This is a genomic window from Flagellimonas sp. (assembly GCF_965215805.1).
Lineage (GTDB): Bacteria > Bacteroidota > Bacteroidia > Flavobacteriales > Flavobacteriaceae > Flagellimonas.
In genome coordinates this window covers 123,945-143,151 of record NZ_OZ244124.1, presented here as the reverse complement: position 1 = coordinate 143,151, position 19,207 = coordinate 123,945, and the positions used below count along the sequence as shown (strand labels likewise).

The window sequence follows — 19,207 nt, the reverse complement described above, 5'->3', positions numbered from 1 at the left end:
ATTTCTGAAAGGCAAACGTTCATAACAATAAATTGGCCCGTTCGTCTAGGGGTTAGGACGCCAGGTTTTCATCCTGGTAACAGGGGTTCGATTCCCCTACGGGCTACAAGTTCAATGGAAAATTGAAAATGGTAAATTGTGAATCTTGTAGGGTTCAACCAAGAATTTTTCATTGTTAATTTTAAATTTAATTGGCCCGTTCGTCTAGGGGTTAGGACGCCAGGTTTTCATCCTGGTAACAGGGGTTCGATTCCCCTACGGGCTACTATTGAAAACTGTAAATTATAAATGGAAAATGAAAAACGGGTATGCCAATTTTCAATTTTTCATTATTCATTTTAAATTAAAATAATGGCAAACCATAAGTCAGCATTAAAGAGAATCAGAAGAAACGAAGCAGTTCGCTTGCGTAACAGATACCAGCACAAAACGGTTCGTAACGCAATCAAAAAGCTGAGAAATGAAGAGGACAAAAAAGCAGCTGAAACACTTCTTCCTACTGTAGTTGGTATGATTGATAAGTTGGCAAAGCGCAACATTATCCATAACAACAAGGCAGCTAACTTAAAGAGCAAATTGATGAGCAAGGTTGCAGCAATGTAAGCTTACTTCCCACTAAGATATAGCAACGCCCCTTTTTAGGGGCGTTTTTTTATGGATTAATTCTGCTGTAGCTTGGAAGTGTTCCTATAGCCAGGAAGGTTTTTGTACCAATCCTTTCTACTTTGACCCCCAGATATTCCCCATTCCTCAAAAAATAGATACCCTTCATTAATAGGCTCCTTTTCCAATAATAGTGGGAAGGATTCCACCACATTGATAACCCATGGCAGACCATTGTCTGTTGCATAGTTACCATCGGTATCGGCATTATTGCCCTCTACCTCAGGTTGTGCATCTCCCAATGCTGTTGGTTGGTGATTGGAAAGATGAATTTCTTTGTCCCGCTCCCCGTTAGCCACCAAAAACGGATTGAATGGCGCAGGATCCAATGCAGATTCCGATATGGGATCGATAAGCGTAATAGTCACCGTGTTTTCCTGGTTTACAATAATGGAGTGGTCATCAAAAAGCGGAATTACGGCATGGGTCTGTCCCAGTTCTGTTCCATTATTATCCAAACTGAACACGTCGCGGTCTAAAAGTTGACCTGTTATGGTAGAAATATTATTGGGGTTGAGTCCTTTGATCTCAAATGCAAAGCTGTTCACAAAACCAGCTCCATCAGAAGTAACACTATAATCAATGTCTATGGCAACCACTTGATTGCTGGCATTGAAAATTCTGGTAATGGAATAATCAATGGAAGTATCGTTAAAATCCCAATCCCCCCTAAACGGCCATAAATCCTCAAAAACCAGAGAAGCTTTGGAACTAGCCGAAGGATAGGTTACTGTATAGGCCTTGGAAGCATCGTTGGGAAATTCGTCCACGGAATCCACGACACCGTCCCCATCCTGATCATTGCACAACTCTACCTCAGTAAAAGTGAACCAGTTGGAGTCGTTTTGGGTATTGGTTTCTGGATCGTCCGTTCTGCGCCAAACAATCTTGTCAAAGGAACCTGAGGTTGCAGAGATAAGGATGGTACCGTAACCATCACGGTAGTAGTGTGATCGAGTTCTAGGGTTGTTGTCCCTTAAAACTCTATCAGCCTCATCGTAAACTAGTTCACTGCCCCCAGATAAAAGCGTTTCAGTGTGTTGGGAGCCAACAAATTCATATCTGGAGGCATCCACACTTCTCACATGCATCAATACATGTTGGATGGGTGTGTCAAAATCCATTTCGAACTCTACGTAACCGTCAGAATCATTGTTGGTATCAATTTTGGAGCTGATCCAAAAGTTGAAACCATAAAAAGTAAAAATAGGTGTGGAAAATCCACCTCCTGCCAGGGAAAATCTGTTTTTAAACTCCATTCCATCAACATCCGTAGCCGTGATAATGGCCGTTGCATTGTTCTTTGGAAACTGGATGTTGGATAATGTATGTATTCCAGAACCATTCGTATCTACCGTATTTCCAAGGTCAACGTAAAACTTTTGACCATAGACGTTGGAACAGTCCGTATTCATTTTAGAAGAGATGGCTTGCGACTTGGACTTTCCATTTTTTCCTATAATGCCGTTGAATGTAAAGGACGCCGAGTTTTCTATAATCTGGATGGTTATGTCATCCACAGAGCTATTGGATTTTCTGACCATGAACAATTCATCCACATAGGAGGGAACGGTTAGATTTTCCAAAATAGTGCCATTGAAAGGTTCCCTTTCCAATAACTTTTGGGGTAGGGGGCCGGTAATACTATCCAGGCTTTCCGTTAATTCGTCACTTAGCGGATAAACTTCATAAACAACATTGGGGGTGTTGTCCGAAATACTTACAGCCACTACTTTTTCCGTCTTAAAATCGAAGTTGTCCGGAAACTTTAGCTCAGCCAATACAGGATCTTCTACCAAGGTAGAATCCCTAGCTAGGGCTTCCAGGTATTTGTCGTATTTCTGCCTTAGACAACTTTGGTTCAACAAAACTGCTAAACAGATGATAATAATATTGAGAAATTTAGACCTTTTCATCCATCATAACATTCTTTAAATGAACGAAAAAACCTACAAAATCATTGATTTAATCGATGAATGACATTACGAAGTTGTAAAACCCGTTAAAGCTGTTGTGTAGCTAATTTCCTATCCCAAATTAGAAAGCGATGGATAGCAGACATTGCATCAAAAAACGCCCAAAAAGAGGGCGTTTATATGTTGTTTTTAACTGTAAGCATTAATCCTGAAGTTGGGATTCGTTTCGGTATCCCGTGGAATCTTTGTACCAGTCCTGAAAGAGCGTTCCACCAGAATTTGCCCATTGATTAAAGTAATTGTAGGCTTGATTGACCGGAACATTTTCTTTGGGGGGCTTAAAGTTGTGCACAATGTTTATGGCCCAAGGTAAACCTGTATCGGTTTTGTAATTGCCATCCAAATCAAGATTTACACCTTCCACTGTAGTATCATTAACTCCCAAACTGGTTCGAAATCTGTTGGGCAAATGGATTTCCTGCCCTCGATTCCCGTCCACAATTAAAAAGGGATTAAAAGGTGCTATTCCCAGTTGGTTGGTGGTAATAGGGGTGGTAAAATTGATGGTTACCTTGCTTGGGATATTGAGCATGGTCTCATGATTATCAAATAGGATGACAACCGCTCTGTCCTGCCCTTGTTCCAAACCATTTGCATCTACGTTTATAAAACCTTCGTTCAGAACCGTTCCCGTAACGGATTCAACCAAGCTTGGTGGAATACTTTCAAACTCGATTCCAAAGGCGTTGGTCAAACCAGCTCCGTCTGAGCTTACCTCAAAATGAATGTCCAACTGTACCACCATATTATCCGAATTCAAAACAGCAACAAACCTGTAGTTTACGGCGGTGTCGTTGAAATCATAATCCCCGAGATAAGGCCAAAGGTCTTCAAACGCTACTGTACCCCATCCATACTTACTGGGTGTAAATTGCTCGAAAGCTTTTTCCGCATCCTCGGGAAAATCATCATTGCTATCTGTAATTCCATCACCATCCGTATCAGGATCTACGGCAACTTCATCAAATACCCTAAAAGTTGTTAGGTCATTGATGGTTCGGTCAAAACTTACACCCGAGGTGGAAGCAGGGCCATATCGGTATTCCCATCCTCCCGTTTGGGTATCCATTACAATAAGGTTACTGCTACCTCCATTGTCCGCCAACCACAATTCGTCATTGGAGTCAAAGGTCATGGAAGTGGGTGAAAATGGAAGATCTTCCCCGCTAATCCGAATAGCATCGTAATTTCCATTTCCGTTTTCATCCAGTCTATAAAGTCCTGAAAAAGAGCATAAGAAAATGGTTCCATCTGCAGCAAAAGCAAGATCACCGCCGTTTTTCTTGTGAAGGCCTATAATGTTCCAATTGGATAGGATATTGGCGTTTTGAGGGTCAACAGTGTAGAGCTTATCCCGAGTGGAAAAATACAATAGGCCATCGTTTTTGTTATAGTCGAGTCGTGGCCCGCCCAAGCCTAAGTCGCCCACCGTGGTCCAAGTATCGGCGGCAATGTCATATTTCATTAATGGATATGGTTTACTGCGACCAATGGAATATACAAGTTGGTTTTCTTGATCTATGGCAGCGGTCCAACTCCCCATGGGCATATCCGAGATAAATGTATAGGCTCCTGTAAGGGGATCCACTTGAAACATTTCTCCACCTCCATTGACACAGTAAAGATAATCCTCCACCATAGCCTTATTGGCCGATGCACCTTTCCCAGTATCCGGGATATAATTGTACGTTAAGGTGTTGCCCGTAATATTTATAATGGCCGAAGAAAATTTAAAGCCTTCCTTTCGTTTAAGGTAGAGTTTTTCATAATAGGCGGGAATCACAAAAGTTTGCTCCAAGCTTCCACCGGACGGAATGCCGCTTAAAATTAAATGATTGAGATTGTCCACAGACACCTCTACACCCGTTTCTTCCTCTTCTTCTTCATTTAGAAACACAAATTCCTCTCCCAAAACTACTTGGTCATTATATGCATATACATAGTATTTTGCATTTGGAGTGTTGTCTTTGATGGTCAGGGTTACTTCTTTTTCCGTATCGAAGTCAAAATTGGCGGGAATCTTAAGTTCCGTAATTTCAAGTTCATCTATGGGAACTTCAACTTCAGGCGTTGGGGGTGTTCCTTCAGGTGTTGGATTGGTGGGAGTGTCCAAGCTATCCTTAACACATGAAGTTAAGCTCAAAGCCAAAAGAACACATACAGAGGACAAATTAATTTGGGGCAGTCTCATCTTATTTTTATTTGGTGGATCTTCAGTCCAATTATGGTAAAACTAATTTTTGATAAACCATCTTTTGGATGGCCTTAGGCTTCCAGCGATTTTGTGTCGACCAACGGTTTAATGATATCGATGAATCGCTGATGGAATCCATTAATTCAATTTTGAACGAAAAAACTTACAAAATCATATAAAAAAATCGATGAACGGAATATGGAAGTTGTGAAAACCGTTTGAAACAATGGGAAATTTTGAATCTTACCTAAAGGCTTTTCGTTGCCCGATCAAGAATCCAACCATAAAAAGGAAGTACATTAATGCAATTAAAACAAGCAAGAGTTGATGCAGGTGAAAGGCGAAGTAAAATTCAGGCATCTCGTAAGCTGCAATAAATATGAGGGGAAAGAAGATATGGAAAATAACCAGTCCCAAACTTACCCAATACAATAGGCTGCGATACAGGGGATAGGAGCTTTCCTCATTGCGTTTTTCCTTAAAGTACATCCAAACACAGAGAATCAGGACGATGGATGCTATCAGGTCTGCATAATAGAGATTGGAGTGCAGTGGATCTTGAAAGAAAACACTGATCAAATACCCCGATAAACTTACAAAAGCCCCTTTTTTGACTGTGTCCCTATGTTTGGGTTGCTTAAGAACCGTCCAATAGATGTAGTAGAAAAAAGAGAAAGAGATAACGGAATATATGTTGTAAATAATTACGTTGTGCCATGAATATTCCGGTTCGGAAAAAAATTGATATTCTTCATGGTATTTGATGAAATAGCCCAGGAGTTCGGTCAAAAACGTATACATGATGAAGATGGGAAAAAACCGCATCACCGTATCAAAATATCTACGATACCTATACATGGCCACAATCCAAGTAGCCAGATATATTGGAATGAAATAGCTTTCGGCAAGAAAGTTTTGAATTTCTTCAATCATCTACCTTCTAAGTTAGGAAGATTTATCTGAAAGCTTTTCGCTTGGCCAAAAGGAAGCCTATATTGAAGCAAGCATACATCATTATGATACATGCCATCAAAATGTTTCTGTAGTAGAACTGGGTGTAAATGTCAAATTTGGTATGACTTACGATAAGGATTATCGGGAATAGCACATAAAAACCAACCAGGCCCAAACTGACCCAAAACATAAGGTTTCTCCATTTGGGATATGGATTTTCCACTTCCGTTTTTTGCCTAAAATACACTGCAATGATGGCAATCAAAATAAAGGATCCAACAACATGGCCAAATGCCAGTTGATTGTGCAAGGGGTTTTTAAAAATGGAATTGCCAATATAAGCCAATACACATGCATAACTGCCATACTTGATCCATGTTCTTATTTGGTTGCTGACAATTACTTTGGAATAGACCTTAAAGAAAAACAGGAAAAAAATGAGCTGATAAACATTATAAATGATCACATTATGCCACGCATATCGAGATTCGGAAAAAAACTGAAATTGATAATTCTCTTTAATTAGAAAACCTAAGAGCTCGGTAAAAAAGGTATAGGCTATCAGTATGGGAAGGTACTTCAATGCGGTATCAAAGTACCTTCTATATGCGTATACTGATATCAACCACGTTAGCAGATATAGTGGAATATAAAAATGTTCCAAAAGAAAGTTCAATAAAGCTTGGGGCATGGGACCTAAAAATCGTTGTTGGGCGGTGGGCCGGAACTTCCATGATTCATGTTAAGACTTCCCCCTCTTTGAAATACGGGATTTGGAGCACTAGGGACAAAACCAGCATAGGCTCTATCTTTCTTGGCTTCATTGGACCCCATTCCTTTGTTCGCACCAACGGCATCCTTTATTAGCTTCGCTTGCCCATCCTCACCAATGTAAAATCCATAGTCCTCTCCATCAACCTTCATAGTGGGGACCATAAAGATGGAATTCTGCCTTGGATGTACAATTTTGTCGCCGTCAGGAAATTTTTCCTCATTTGGATAGTTGGCAAAATAGAACCTGATGGATGAAATATCCACCTTGGCACCTTTGGCTTCCTGTTCTATGTATGCCATATATTGTTTGATGGTCGCATAGTCAAATGAGGTGTACCTGGCCGGATCGAACTTTTCCTCTGGACTTCTTTGTGCTTCAAATTCTTGGATTAATCCTACCCTATTCTTCGAATAATTGTCATATAGGGATTTTGACTCTTCCAGGGAAATTATCCCTTTTGGAGGTTTTACGGGTTCTGCCTCCTCTTGATGCTTTTCTTCGGGAGCCTCCGATGGTTTGGTTTGTTGCTTGCAAGATGCCATAAATAGGAAAATCGCTGCCAAAAGTACATGGCCTACTTTTCTTGTGTTTTTCATTTGTAAGGATTTTTAGTATTCATAGTATGGGGAAACTTTACTAAAGATATGTCTTTTCTTTAAAATGTATTAACAAAAAAACCTTTGGGAATGCCCCAAAGGTTTTCTATATGATTATGGAATATGCTGTATGGAACGAACCTTACTCGTTCATGGTCAACAAAAATTCCTCGTTGTTTTTGGTTTGCTTAATGCGCTGTTCCATAAATTCCATGGCTTCCACCGGATTCATATCCGCAAGGTACTTACGCATGATCCACATACGCTGAATGGTGGTTTCATCCAACAAAAGATCATCACGACGTGTTGAGGAAGTGACTAAATCAATGGCAGGGAATATTCTACGGTTGGATATTCTTCTATCCAACTGCAGCTCCATATTACCGGTACCCTTGAATTCCTCAAAAATAACCTCGTCCATTTTGGAACCTGTCTCCGTCAAAGCGGTAGCTATGATGGAAAGGGAACCTCCATTTTCAATGTTCCTGGCGGCACCAAAGAACCTCTTGGGTTTGTGAAGGGCGTTGGCGTCAACACCACCACTCAATACCTTACCGGAAGCAGGTTGAACGGTGTTATAGGCTCTGGCTAATCGTGTAATGGAATCCAATAAGATAACCACATCATGGCCGCATTCTACCAAACGCTTTGCTTTTTCAAGTACAATATTGGCGACACGCACATGCTCGGTGGCTTCTTTGTCAAAGGTTGAAGCGACAACTTCGCCACGAACATTACGCTGCATATCCGTAACCTCCTCAGGACGTTCGTCAATCAAAAGAATGATTTGGTATACCTCTGGGTGGTTGGCGGCAATGGCGTTGGCAATGTCCTTGAGCAACATGGTCTTACCCGTTTTGGGTTGGGAAACAATCATTCCCCTTTGTCCTTTTCCAATGGGAGAGAACAAATCCATGATACGTGTTGATAAGGTGCTTTGTCTTTCGGCTAACTTGAATTTTTCCTTGGGGAACAAGGGGGTCAAGTGCTCAAAAGAAACACGATCTCGTACTACTTGTGGATCCAGTCCGTTAATTTTGGTCACCTTGATCAAAGGGAAATATTTTTCACCTTCCTTTGGAGGTCTAACATTCCCAAGGACGGTATCCCCAGTTTTTAGACCAAACAATCTAATCTGGGATTGGGAAACATAAATATCGTCAGGGGAAGAAAGGTAGTTGTAATCCGAAGAGCGCAAGAACCCATATCCATCCTGCATAATGTCCAGGACACCTTCGCTTTCAATGATGCTGTCAAATTCAAACTCTGGCTCTTTGTACCTGTTTTTTAAATCCTTGTCAAAGTTGCTGCTCTTTTTTTCCTGCCCATTTCTATGGTGCTGGTTATGCTTTTTGTTGTGCTGGTTTTTTTGGTGTTGGTGCTGTTTCTGCTGGTCTTTTTTCTGAGCGGGGTTTTCTGTTTTTTCTGACCCTTCTTTGGCGTCATTTTCAACAGCGGTTTCTTTAGGTGCAACAGCTACCTCCTTTTGATCTTTTTGAGGTCGTGGTAATCTGGCCCTTTTAGGTTTTTGGGGCTTATTTTCTTTGGTTTCGGCAGTATTTCCTTGAACCGCCTTGGGGTTGGATGCCTGAACATCCAGTATCTGGTAGACCAAGTCCAGTTTTTTTAAGGTCTTAAATTTAGGAACACTTAGTCCCTTTGCAATTTCTTGCAATTCAGGAAGCTTTTTAGCCTTTAGATCTGAAATCTCGAACATTAAATAATGAATAAATTAAACTTGTCTAACGTAAATAATCTCGAAGTAAAAGTTATTGGGGTACTACGATAGGAAAGAATCCTGAGGTGAGTGCTTTGCTAATAACGTCACAATAATACAAATTATTTTTCAACATTACAGGGTCATTTAACGAAAAGACACCTATTTTTGCCTTCCGAAATCGATTTTGGCAATGATTCAAAGAATTCAAACAATTTTCTTAGCCTTGGTGGCACTAATTGCGGGAGCTCTACCGTTTATAGTACACCTATGGACCGACGAAACCGGCGCTGAGATTTTTGCTAAGGATTCCTTGGGATATAGCTTGGCCTTTTACGCCTCTGCGCTATTGGCCTTGATTGCAATTTTTATGTTTAAAAACCGGCAAAATCAATTTGTGTTGAACAGATTGAATATGATATTGAACCTTTTTTTACTAGGATTTTTCGTTTACCGGTCGCTAAGTTTATCCGGAGAAACCTCGGTTTCTGAGAAGGGTATTGGGATGCTGATTCCTGTATTTTCTATCGTTTTTCTGGTTCTGGCCAACAGAGCCATCAAAAAGGATGAAGATCTTGTAAAATCTGTTGATCGCTTACGTTAAACCTAACATCTTAGTAGTATTAGTGCGAGAAAACCCCGGCCAAGGCCGGGGTTTTTGTTTTATCCTGGATAACCATCAAGCCCTATTGCCTTAGATTTTCCTTCGTAAATCCGTTATTGAACTTCACGTTGGTCAACGTCTGAACAACTCCAGGTTCCTCAGCATAGTTGCCATCAGGACCTGGCATAAAGTAGGTACGTTTTGTGGACACCAATTGACCATCAATGTCCTCGTACTCATAATTGGCAACAATAACGGGTTCTTCAACACCAAAAAAGGGTAGGGAGAAATAGAAACGATCTACCAATTTCGTTTCTGGGTTCACCAGTACGATGTACACATCGTTTTGCTCTTTTCCAGTCATCTCAGCGTTATAGGAAACTTCAATTTTATCATAGGTCGTTCCATTGTATTCTTCTGTTCCCAAATACTTGGCGGTTACAGCCTTGTCATTGATCTTATAGGGCATGGCAAACCAATAATAATTGGTTCTTCTCAAAAAGTCGGCCATGGCCAAATGCTCCGCATCTTCAACTTTGTTGCCATTCAGTTGCAGAACGGTTTTGTCCCCATCAAAATACTGGGTCAACTCCCCTTCCGCATTGGGCATGTTGTTGATCTCATGTTTGCTGTATTTTCCATAGGATTCCTCCGAACCAAAAATGTAACGCTCCAAGGAGAGGTCTGTTTTTCCAGTTGAAGGATAGTGGTACGTATAGGTGTACTCTACATCCCCTTTTTTCCATAGATCGTTCCAACCCCCATGCGCATTGGCTACGGCTGCTAGAATGGTTTTGGGGTTGTCAGTGTCATAAACTGGCTCGGAAACCTTCTCAACAGAGGTTTCAACTTCCACTTTTTGTTGTTTTGTTTTTTCTCCACAGGAAAGTAAAAAAGCAAGTCCACCAAGGGCAACAAGCTTCCAAATAGGTATTTTCATTTTCTAAATGGTCTAATAGTTTGATGCCTTAGACGAATTTACATTGGAATACTTACCTAACGAATATGCTTATAAACCAATTTTTTGATGAAATTGGGCCACCTTATAACCAGCATCACGAACAGATTGGCTGGCATCACTGGTTTTATCCAAAAGCGGATTGGTATGGTTGAGGTGGATAAAATGGATTTTTTCTTTTTCAGAGGGAGGTAGTGACGCAAATAGTTCCATACTTTCAATTACAAATGGATGTGGGATTTCTGCAATATCCCGATTGTTGATTTCCTTGCCGTCAAAAAATGAAGCATCCAAAAAAGCCAAATCCACTTTGCGTATTTCTTCGGCAATGCTTTCTTCCCATTTATGCCATTTATCGATATCAGGAATAAAAAGGACACTTTTGGTTGGCCCAAAAATTTTGAAGCCAACAGTTTCGGAAAATTCATCCCTATGGGGCACCTTAAATGGAGTTACGGTCAAGTGGGGAGTAAGTTCCACACTTCGCTTGTCCGACATCTCTATTAAATCCATGTTTCCCAAAGCAACCAGTTGACTCCAAGGGCCATTGTTTTCTAAAAAAGCTTTCATTTTGGGCATGGCATAGACAGGAACTTGATGGGCGCCCAAGGCTTCCCGACCCAAATACATAAGTCCGGTATAATGTCCAATATGGGCATGGGTCAAGAAAATCCCTTCGGGTGTTTCCGCTTCCAGACCTGCATATGATTTTAAGGCTTTGAGTTGGGTGGACATGTCTGGAGTGGCTTCAAACAAATAGGTTTTCTGGTTTATATGATCCACAACTCCCAAGGAAACCACTTTCCGTTCAGGATCGGGGTTTTTAAACAATTCCGCACAACAGTTCCGTTTACATCCAATATGTGGACTGCCACCATCTTGTACGGTGCCTAGCACAATTAACGAAACCGGACTTTGGGTTTCCTGTTGTTGTGCCTTGGTTTCACAAGACAACATTAAAAGTGCCGTTAAAGCCAACAAATACCTCATACCTATCTTTTTCCTAGTTCAACTACTTCCAAATCTGATATTTTATCCCCATCTATCGCAAACCGTAATAGCGTTCTGACTTGATGGAATCCATACTTGCCGCAAGCCCCTGGATTCATATGCAATAAGTTCAACTTTTTGTCATGCATGACCTTTAAAATATGGGAATGTCCACTGATGAAAAGTTTGGGCGGACGTTTTTTGATTTCGTCCTTTATCCTTCGATCGTATCGGTTGGGATATCCTCCTATGTGGGTAATCCAAACATCCACTTGTTCGCAATGAAATCGCTGGTGTTCTGGAAATTCCTGTTGAATCACATGGTTGTCAATATTGCCGTGTACGGCCCTTAAGGGTTTCAGTTTTTGAATGCTGTCCGTTACGGATAAGCTCCCAATATCGCCTGCATGCCAAACTTCATCCGCTTGCGCAACATACTTTAAAATGGTATCATCCATATGTCCATGGGTGTCAGACAGCAACAGGATTTTGGTCATAACGCTAAAAATATGCTAAAAAAATAAACGCAGAATTTCTAATGGATGGGATTCAAGTATCTTTAACATTTTAAAAGTAGGGAATCCCATTGAGATATTTCATCCGATTTGCTTATTTCGGAAAGGCTTACCATGGCTGGCAAAACCAACCCAACGCCATTACCGTCCAGGAGGTTTTGGAGAAGGCACTGTCTACCCTTTTGCGCCAACCCGTTGAGGTAGTGGGAGCTGGCAGGACAGATGCCGGGGTGCACGCCAAGGAAATGTATGCCCATTTTGATATGGATCAGGTGGCCAATCATGAGGAACTGGTCTATAGACTGAATGCCTACCTTCCCGAAGCCATTGCTATACAGGATTTGGTTGCCGTTAAGTCGGATGCCCATGCCCGATTTGATGCTACAGAACGTACCTACGAATATTGGTTGGTGCAGGATAAAAACCCATTTTATTCTGATTTTGCACATTGCATTCTTCAGCCTTTGGATATAAAAGCAATGAACAAGGCCGCCAATTACTTATTGTCCCACACGGATTTTGAGAGTTTTTCCAAATCCAATTCAGATGTCAAGACTTTTAATTGTGATGTCCGCAGGGCAATTTGGGAAAAGAAAGAGGATAAGTTGGTTTTTACCATTGTTGCAGATCGTTTTCTTCGGAATATGGTTAGGGCCGTAGTAGGAACTTTACTGGATGTAGGACTGGGAAAAATGAAACCTGAAAAAATAAACGATATTATCGAGAGTAGGAACAGGAGCAAAGCGGGGGTTTCCGTACCGGCAAAAGGCCTATATTTGACAGCCATCTCCTACCCAAAAAATATTTTTGATGAGCAAAACTGAGGAAATAGGAAAAGCATTTGATTTTGGCTTGTTCAAGCGCGTTTTTGGACACACCAAACCCTACAGGGGTATCTTTTGGTTGGTGGCCATAATGGCTGTTTTGTCGGCCGCTTTTGCCGTGCTCGTCCCTATTTTGGTGAAGTTGATCATAGATGAGCCGTTGACGAAAAAGGATAGCGAGCAGTTGCTTTTTGTAGTCTTGGTCATGCTGGGAACCTTGATTGCCCAGGTAATCAGTCAGCTATTGTTCAACTATTATGCTAACCTTTTGGGTGAATCCGTGATCAAGGATATCCGTGTGAAGCTTTTTAAAAGAATGGTGGGTTTTAAGATGACCTATTTTGACAATTCCTCCATTGGGGTTTTGGTCACAAGGGCGGTAGCGGATATGCAGCGGATTGGTGAGATTTTTAGTCAAGGGTTTTTTGTGATTGTTGCCGATATCCTGAAAATGCTATGTGCGGCTTGTGTGATGCTCATAATGAATTGGAGATTGGCCTTGATCGTGTTTGCGATCCTACCCATAATCTTAATTGCCACCCGCCTTTTTCAGCAGGCAATGAAAGTCGCCTTCATAGATGTTAGGGCACAAGTGGCCAATTTAAATTCCTTTGTGCAGGAGCGGATTGCGGGGATGAAGATTGTACAGCTATTCAATAGGGAGCAGATTGAAAAGGAAAAGTTCAGAAAAATCAATGAAAAGCATCAAAATGCATGGTTGAGGACAGTATGGTACAACTCAATCTTTTTTCCCATAGCTGAAATCTCCAATTCTGTGGGGGTAGGTTTGGTTGTTTATTTTGGTATCATCCAAAACATTGATAGCGTAAGCTTAGATAACAAAGGTTCCATTATTGCTTTCTTTTTCCTGATGGATTTATTGTTCAGGCCGCTTCGGCAGATTGCGGATAAGTTCAATACCCTGCAAATGGGAATGGTGGCGGCAAACAGGGTTTTTGGAATTTTGGATACCGACAGCCGTATTGCCGACAATGGTAGTTTGGAGAAAGCAGATGTCAAAGGCAACATTCAATTTTCCAATGTCCATTTTGGATATCTGGAGGATGAGGAGGTGCTACATGGTATTTCCTTTGAGGTTGAAGCAGGGGAGACCGTTGCCATTGTGGGTGCCACTGGAGCTGGAAAATCCACGATCATCAACCTGCTCAATCGTTTTTATGAAATCAACTCAGGGGAGATCTTGGTGGATGGTCATAACATTAGGGATTATACCCTAAAATCCTTACGCTCCCATATTGCCATTGTGCTTCAGGATGTATTTCTGTTTGCGGACTCCATTGCCAATAACATTTCCCTACGGGATGAAACGGTGACTTTGGAACAGATTGAAAACGCTGCTAAACAAATAGGCGTACATGATTTTATTTCCAGTCTACCCGAAGGCTATTTGTACAATGTGAAGGAACGAGGCACCATGCTCTCAAGCGGACAGCGACAGCTCATCGCATTTTTAAGGGCCTATGTAAGTAACCCCAGCATTTTGATTTTGGATGAAGCCACCTCTTCCGTGGATACCTATTCCGAGCAGTTGATCCAACAAGCCACGGACAAGATTACCGAAGGTAGAACTTCCATCATCATTGCGCACCGATTGGCCACCATCAAAAAAGCGGATAAGATCATTGTGATGGATGCCGGACAAATTGTGGAAGTTGGGAACCATCAGGAATTGTTGAAAAAAGGTGGTTACTACAGCGACCTTTATGAGGCCCAGTTTATGGCCGAAGAGGAAGTAGCTTAAGATTTGGGAGCAAAGTCTTCCAAGTTTACCATTCCAGTTGATAAACTGATCAGGAAAATGACGACGCCTATTCCCATCATGACTATGATCAATAGGAAAAAGTAGATCAAGGCTCTCCAAAATGTACTCCAAAAACCTAAGTAGTGCAATCTTCCCAAGGCATAGAATTGGTAAACTACTATAACGATAAGGAATGCAAAATTGAATATGTCAAATTTGATTGGGAAAAGGCCCAAAAAGAATATATAAGTAAAGACTTGGACATAAGATGTTTGACCAATAATGTAGGCGTTGGCTACCAAGTGTTCCGTATAATTAAATTTCTTGGTGGCACTAAAGAGCATCCAGGTCATTAGGGCATATAACGGCATGCTCAGATAGGCCAGAAGTGCTTGGAAATCGAACACATAATTCAGTTGTGGTGCCGTTTCATTGTTAAAGCTACTCTCTGTGAGATTTAGGTCGTAGATATCGCGGAGCACAAAAAACATAAGCCCAGAAAGGGTAATGGCAATGGCAAAATAGCTTATGGGGTTCATGTACCTTTTGCGTGTTCCTGCAATATAGGTGGCAACAACCACTTCGGGTTTTGTAAAAAGTTCCCTAAAAGTCCTGAGAAAGGTATTGTCCAGATTAAAGACTTGCTGACCAAGGTCATGCCACACATTTTTTAGGGTAAGTCTGTTTTGGATAACTTTTGCACCGCAATTACGGCAGTAGCGATCCTCAGGCAAAAGGGCTTGATTACAATTTTTACAAACCATTTATTCCAAATCCTTTTTGATCATGGCGATCAACGCATCCAGACCTTTGTACGGAACAAATTCCCCATTTTTAATGTAGGAGATGGAACCGGTTTCTTCACTCACCACTAAACAAACGGCATCTGTTTTTTCCGTGATTCCCACTGCAGCTCTATGTCGCAATCCAAATCGTAAAGGAATGTTCCTATCATTGGAAACAGGAAGTATAACACGTGTGGCGGTGATATAGTTATCTTGAATAATGGCCGCGCCGTCATGGAGCGGGCTGTTTTTGAAAAAGATACTCTCCAAAATGGGTTGGGTAATCTCAATATTCATGGAATCCCCAGAGGACTTAAAAAAGTCGAGTGAATTGGTACGCTCCATCACTAAAATAGCACCGGTTTTGGACATCCCCATTTTTTCACAGGCACCCACTACGGCATCAACATTGGTATCCGTGGGCAGGGCCTCTTGTTTCAGGAACTTGAAATGACGGGTGAAATTTCTTTTGGAAGCAAAATTGGTAGACCCGATCATGAGCAAAAACTTTCGTATTTCTTGCTGAAACACAATGATCAAGGCAATCAGTCCAATGTTCATAAAACCACCTACCATGCTACTGATCATTTTCATTTGCAACAGCTCTGTAAGTTTCCAAAGCGCCCAAACAATCACAATTCCGATAAAGATATTGATGGCCACGGTGCCCTTGACCAACTTGTAGATATAGTAGAGTAGTGCGGCCACAAGCACGATGTCTATGACATCGGTAATCTTAAATTCAATAAAATTTAGAAAATCCAACCGCGGTGTTTTTGTAAAATTAGCAAAAATCGCAGAACATCAAATTAGAGCGAATTGGCTTTAAGTTCCTCAATCAGGGTAACACATTCCATAGCCTCTTTCACATCGTGGACACGTAGAATATTGGCGCCCTTTAGTAAAGCCACTGTATGCAGTGCAGTAGTTCCGTTCAAAGCCTCTTTGGAAGAAGATTCCAGAACTTTATAGATCATGGATTTTCGGCTAAGCCCGATCAAAAGAGGCAAACCAAAGGTTTGAAACAGATCCAAATGACTGAGCAAAGTGTAGTTCTGGGCCGTGGTTTTGGCAAATCCAAAACCGGGATCAATAATGATGTCGTTGATTTTTAAGCTTGTGGCTTTTTCAATTTTTTGTGCGAAATACAGCCTCAAATCCTGGATCAAATCATCATAGGTAGCCAATTTTTGCATGGATTGGGGAGTTCCTTTCAAATGCATCATAACATACGGAACCTGGTAGTCCGCTACAGTTTGAAACATCCCATCATCCAAATTTCCTGCAGAAATGTCATTGATTATAGCGGCTCCTGACTCAATGCAGTGTTTGGCAACCTTGCTGCTAAAGGTATCTATGGAAATGAAAGTTTCAGGGTAGTGTTTCAGAATCAACTCCAAAATGGGGAGCATTCTTTGAAGTTCCTGGTCTTCGGGAACATGTTCAGCACCTGGTCGCGAACTATAAGCTCCCATGTCGATAAAGGTCGCCCCGTTCGCCAACATTTGTTCCACTTGAAGCAAAATGGTTTTTTCATCATTGTATTTCCCTCCATCATAAAATGAGTCGGGGGTAAGGTTTAGAATTCCCATGACCTTGGGTTGGCTGAGATCAATAAGCTCTCCCTTGCAGTTTATCGTCATAAAAAATAGGTGCTTTGTTGGGTTTGATTATCTTTGGCAAGGCTTCATGAGAGCCCAAAGTTTGGACGAAATTTACGCAAATTAGCAAGAATAGATGCAGCAGACTTCCCAACAATTCGATGCGGTAATCACCACCTGTCGTGACCTCTTCTTAAAAAAGACCAAAGATTACGGAACCGCATGGCGCATATTGCGGCTCCCATCGCTCACGGATCAAATATTTATTAAGGCACAGCGCATTCGCAGTTTACAGCAAAATGAGGTGCGCAAAGTGGATGAGGGGGAGCAATCGGAATTTGTGGGAATCATCAACTATGCCATTATGGCCCTGATACAGCTGAAAAAGGGCGTGGCCGAGCAACCCGATTTGGACAAAGATTCGGCCATTGCTTTATATGATGAAGAGGTGTTGATTACAAAATCCTTAATGGAAAACAAAAATCATGATTATGGAGAGGCCTGGCGCGATATGCGGGTGAGTTCCCTAACGGATTTAATTTTGCAAAAACTGCTTCGAGTCAAGCAAATTGAGGACAATCAAGGAGAGACTTTGGTAAGTGAAGGGATTGATGCCAACTATCAGGACATTATCAATTATGCGGTTTTTGCATTGATACACTTAAATCAAAGCTCCAAATAACAAATCCCAAATCACAACTTATGCATGGTAAAAGACAAGATTTATGATTTAGAAGAACGGACATTTAAATTTGCAATGGCCTGTAGAAAATTTGTACAATCGCTCAAATACTCCATTGGAAATATAGAGGATGGAAAGCAATTAGTACGTTCGTCCGGATCAGTTGGAGCTAATTATATTGAAGCAAATGAAAAGCTTGGGGACAAAGATTTCTATTTCAGGTTAAAAATTGCCAGGAAAGAAGCCAAGGAATCTGGATATTGGCTGAGGCTTTTACAAGATGCCAATCCTGAAAATGAAATTACAATAGAGGAATTGATTAATGAGTCCATGGAATTGAGGAAGATTTTGTCTTCAATTATCAATAAAGCCAAATAATCCATTTCTACCATAAAATTTGGAATTTGGAATTTGGAATTTGGAATTTGGAGATTGGAATTTGGATTTTGGTGCTTGAAATTTAGAACCTAGGGTTTGGATTTTTATTTTAAAGAAATATGAAATATTTGGTTTGGATTTCCAGGATTGTTGTCGGGGTCTTATTTGTAATAAGCGGACTCATTAAGCTAAACGACCCTGTCGGTTTTTCCTTTAAGCTGGAAGAGTATTTTAGCCAAGGGGTGTTAGATCTGCCTTTTTTAATGCCTTTGGCATTGGCAATTTCAATTTTTGTGGTCATTGTTGAGGTGCTGCTCGGAATCCTCCTATTGATCGGTTTCAAACCAAAATTTACTGTTTGGAGCCTGCTGTTGATGATTGTGTTTTTTACATTTCTGACCTTCTATTCGGCCTATTTCAACAAAGTGACGGATTGCGGTTGCTTCGGGGATGCTATCAAACTAACCCCGTGGGAATCGTTTACCAAGGATGTGATTTTATTGGGATTGATTCTGATATTGTTCGTGGGCAGAAATTTTATCAAACCTTTGTTCAATACCAAAGTGAATTGGATTTTAGGTGGAGTATCGCTGATTGCTTGTGCGCTGTTTGCAAATCAGGTGTTGAATCACCTCCCATCGGTTGACTTCAGACCTTATAAGATTGGGGCCAATATCCAAGAAGGAATGTCGGTTCCTGAAGACGCTCCCAAACCACTTTATGAATATGCATGGAGGTTTAAGGTGAACGGCGAGGATAAAATTGTGGTGACCAATGGGGAATACCCTTCTGTTGATGGGGAATTTGTGGATGTAGAGACCACAGAAATCCAAAAGGGCTATGAACCTCCCATTCACGATTTCACCATTGAACAACATGGAACAGATTTTGCGGCGGAACTCTTGGAAAAGGACAAATTGGTCATGGTTATTGCCTATGATTTGGCCAAAAGCAACACGGATTATTTTGAAAAGGTTGCGGAGGTTACTGGCGAAGCCATATCCAATGGATATAAAGTAATTGGAATGTCGGCCTCAAGTGATGCCCAAACCAAGGCACTTAAATCCAAATTTGGACTTAACTTTGACTTTTATTTTACGGATGAAACAACCTTAAAAACCATAGTACGGTCCAATCCAGCCATATTGGTGTTAAATCGAGGCACCATACTCCAAAAGGTACATTATAACGACTTTGATGAGCTAAAGTTTTAAGTTTAGAGTTTTTCTGTTT

General features: G+C 41.1%; 19 protein-coding genes and 2 tRNA genes. 9 read left to right on the top strand and 12 right to left on the bottom strand.

Annotated features, from left to right (window positions below; genetic code table 11):
• Positions 1–34 precede the first annotated feature (34 nt).
• The 3 genes from ACOOE0_RS00605 (at position 35) to rpsT (ending at position 603) form a co-directional block, all read left to right on the top strand.
• Positions 35–106, top strand: a tRNA-Glu gene (locus ACOOE0_RS00605).
• Positions 107–193: 87 nt separating this feature from the next.
• A tRNA-Glu gene (locus tag ACOOE0_RS00600) sits at positions 194–265 on the top strand.
• 86 nt (positions 266–351) lie between these two features.
• On the top strand, positions 352–603 hold the full coding sequence (gene rpsT, locus ACOOE0_RS00595; protein ID WP_073175882.1) for a 30S ribosomal protein S20: 252 nt from the start codon (positions 352–354) through the stop codon (positions 601–603).
• Between the two features lie 56 nt (positions 604–659).
• Here the strand turns inward: rpsT and ACOOE0_RS00590 are convergent, their stop codons facing one another.
• From ACOOE0_RS00590 to rho, 6 genes are all read right to left on the bottom strand, one after another.
• A complete protein-coding gene (locus ACOOE0_RS00590; RefSeq protein WP_420400558.1) occupies positions 660–2,579 on the bottom strand; it encodes an LruC domain-containing protein in 1,920 nt (639 codons plus the stop codon).
• Between the two features lie 202 nt (positions 2,580–2,781).
• Positions 2,782–4,830: an LruC domain-containing protein gene (locus ACOOE0_RS00585; RefSeq protein ID WP_420400557.1), complete on the bottom strand. Its 2,049-nt coding sequence runs from the start codon at positions 4,828–4,830 to the stop codon at positions 2,782–2,784.
• A gap of 246 nt (positions 4,831–5,076) precedes the next feature.
• Complete coding sequence (locus tag ACOOE0_RS00580; RefSeq protein WP_420400556.1) at positions 5,077–5,766, bottom strand: hypothetical protein; 690 nt, start codon at positions 5,764–5,766, stop codon at positions 5,077–5,079.
• A 22-nt stretch (positions 5,767–5,788) separates the two neighbouring features.
• Positions 5,789–6,478, bottom strand: coding sequence for a hypothetical protein (locus ACOOE0_RS00575; RefSeq protein ID WP_420400555.1), 690 nt, complete (start codon positions 6,476–6,478; stop codon positions 5,789–5,791).
• Positions 6,479–6,483: 5 nt separating this feature from the next.
• Complete coding sequence (locus ACOOE0_RS00570) at positions 6,484–7,158, bottom strand: hypothetical protein (protein ID WP_420400554.1); 675 nt, start codon at positions 7,156–7,158, stop codon at positions 6,484–6,486.
• 142 nt (positions 7,159–7,300) lie between these two features.
• A complete protein-coding gene (rho, locus tag ACOOE0_RS00565) occupies positions 7,301–8,875 on the bottom strand; it encodes a transcription termination factor Rho (RefSeq protein WP_420400553.1) in 1,575 nt (524 codons plus the stop codon).
• Between the two features lie 193 nt (positions 8,876–9,068).
• Here rho and ACOOE0_RS00560 point away from each other — a divergent pair, with 193 nt between their 5' ends.
• Entirely contained in the window at positions 9,069–9,479 is a 411-nt protein-coding gene (locus ACOOE0_RS00560; protein WP_420400552.1) for a DUF4293 domain-containing protein, read from the top strand.
• A gap of 82 nt (positions 9,480–9,561) precedes the next feature.
• Here the strand turns inward: ACOOE0_RS00560 and ACOOE0_RS00555 are convergent, their stop codons facing one another.
• The 3 genes from ACOOE0_RS00555 to ACOOE0_RS00545 all read right to left on the bottom strand — a co-directional run bounded on the left by ACOOE0_RS00555 (position 9,562) and on the right by ACOOE0_RS00545 (position 11,924).
• Positions 9,562–10,419 (bottom strand): hypothetical protein, encoded by an 858-nt coding sequence (locus ACOOE0_RS00555; RefSeq protein ID WP_420400551.1) that lies wholly within the window; start codon positions 10,417–10,419, stop codon positions 9,562–9,564.
• Positions 10,420–10,488: 69 nt separating this feature from the next.
• Positions 10,489–11,427 carry an MBL fold metallo-hydrolase gene (locus tag ACOOE0_RS00550; RefSeq protein ID WP_420400550.1) on the bottom strand — a complete coding sequence of 313 codons (939 nt, stop codon included), beginning with the start codon at positions 11,425–11,427 and terminating at the stop codon, positions 10,489–10,491.
• 2 nt (positions 11,428–11,429) lie between these two features.
• A complete protein-coding gene (locus ACOOE0_RS00545; RefSeq protein ID WP_420400549.1) occupies positions 11,430–11,924 on the bottom strand; it encodes a metallophosphoesterase family protein in 495 nt (164 codons plus the stop codon).
• An 89-nt stretch (positions 11,925–12,013) separates the two neighbouring features.
• Between ACOOE0_RS00545 and truA the strand changes: the two genes are divergently transcribed.
• Positions 12,014–12,766, top strand: coding sequence for a tRNA pseudouridine(38-40) synthase TruA (gene truA, locus ACOOE0_RS00540; RefSeq protein WP_420400548.1), 753 nt, complete (start codon positions 12,014–12,016; stop codon positions 12,764–12,766).
• The gene (locus tag ACOOE0_RS00535) at positions 12,753–14,528 is read left to right on the top strand and encodes an ABC transporter ATP-binding protein (RefSeq protein ID WP_420400547.1); all 1,776 of its coding nucleotides are present in this window, start codon (positions 12,753–12,755) and stop codon (positions 14,526–14,528) included. Before truA ends, ACOOE0_RS00535 begins: the two co-directional genes overlap by 14 nt.
• Here the strand turns inward: ACOOE0_RS00535 and ACOOE0_RS00530 are convergent.
• Genes ACOOE0_RS00530 through folP form a run of 3 tightly spaced genes read right to left on the bottom strand, consistent with a single transcriptional unit; the run spans position 14,525 to position 16,956 of the window.
• Positions 14,525–15,262, bottom strand: coding sequence for a DUF3667 domain-containing protein (locus ACOOE0_RS00530; protein WP_420400546.1), 738 nt, complete (start codon positions 15,260–15,262; stop codon positions 14,525–14,527). The genes ACOOE0_RS00535 and ACOOE0_RS00530 overlap by 4 nt on opposite strands.
• A gap of 30 nt (positions 15,263–15,292) precedes the next feature.
• Positions 15,293–16,078, bottom strand: a complete 786-nt coding sequence (gene cdaA, locus ACOOE0_RS00525; RefSeq protein WP_420400545.1) for a diadenylate cyclase CdaA — start codon at positions 16,076–16,078, stop codon at positions 15,293–15,295.
• 44 nt (positions 16,079–16,122) lie between these two features.
• On the bottom strand, positions 16,123–16,956 hold the full coding sequence (gene folP / locus ACOOE0_RS00520; RefSeq protein ID WP_420400544.1) for a dihydropteroate synthase: 834 nt from the start codon (positions 16,954–16,956) through the stop codon (positions 16,123–16,125).
• Between the two features lie 94 nt (positions 16,957–17,050).
• Here folP and ACOOE0_RS00515 point away from each other — a divergent pair, with 94 nt between their 5' ends.
• The 3 genes from ACOOE0_RS00515 (at position 17,051) to ACOOE0_RS00505 (ending at position 19,188) form a co-directional block, all read left to right on the top strand.
• Positions 17,051–17,596, top strand: a complete 546-nt coding sequence (locus ACOOE0_RS00515) for a DUF1599 domain-containing protein (RefSeq protein ID WP_420400543.1) — start codon at positions 17,051–17,053, stop codon at positions 17,594–17,596.
• 24 nt (positions 17,597–17,620) lie between these two features.
• Positions 17,621–17,974 carry a four helix bundle protein gene (locus tag ACOOE0_RS00510; protein ID WP_420400542.1) on the top strand — a complete coding sequence of 118 codons (354 nt, stop codon included), beginning with the start codon at positions 17,621–17,623 and terminating at the stop codon, positions 17,972–17,974.
• Positions 17,975–18,093: 119 nt separating this feature from the next.
• Complete coding sequence (locus ACOOE0_RS00505; protein WP_420400541.1) at positions 18,094–19,188, top strand: BT_3928 family protein; 1,095 nt, start codon at positions 18,094–18,096, stop codon at positions 19,186–19,188.
• The last annotated feature ends 19 nt before the right edge of the window (positions 19,189–19,207 follow it).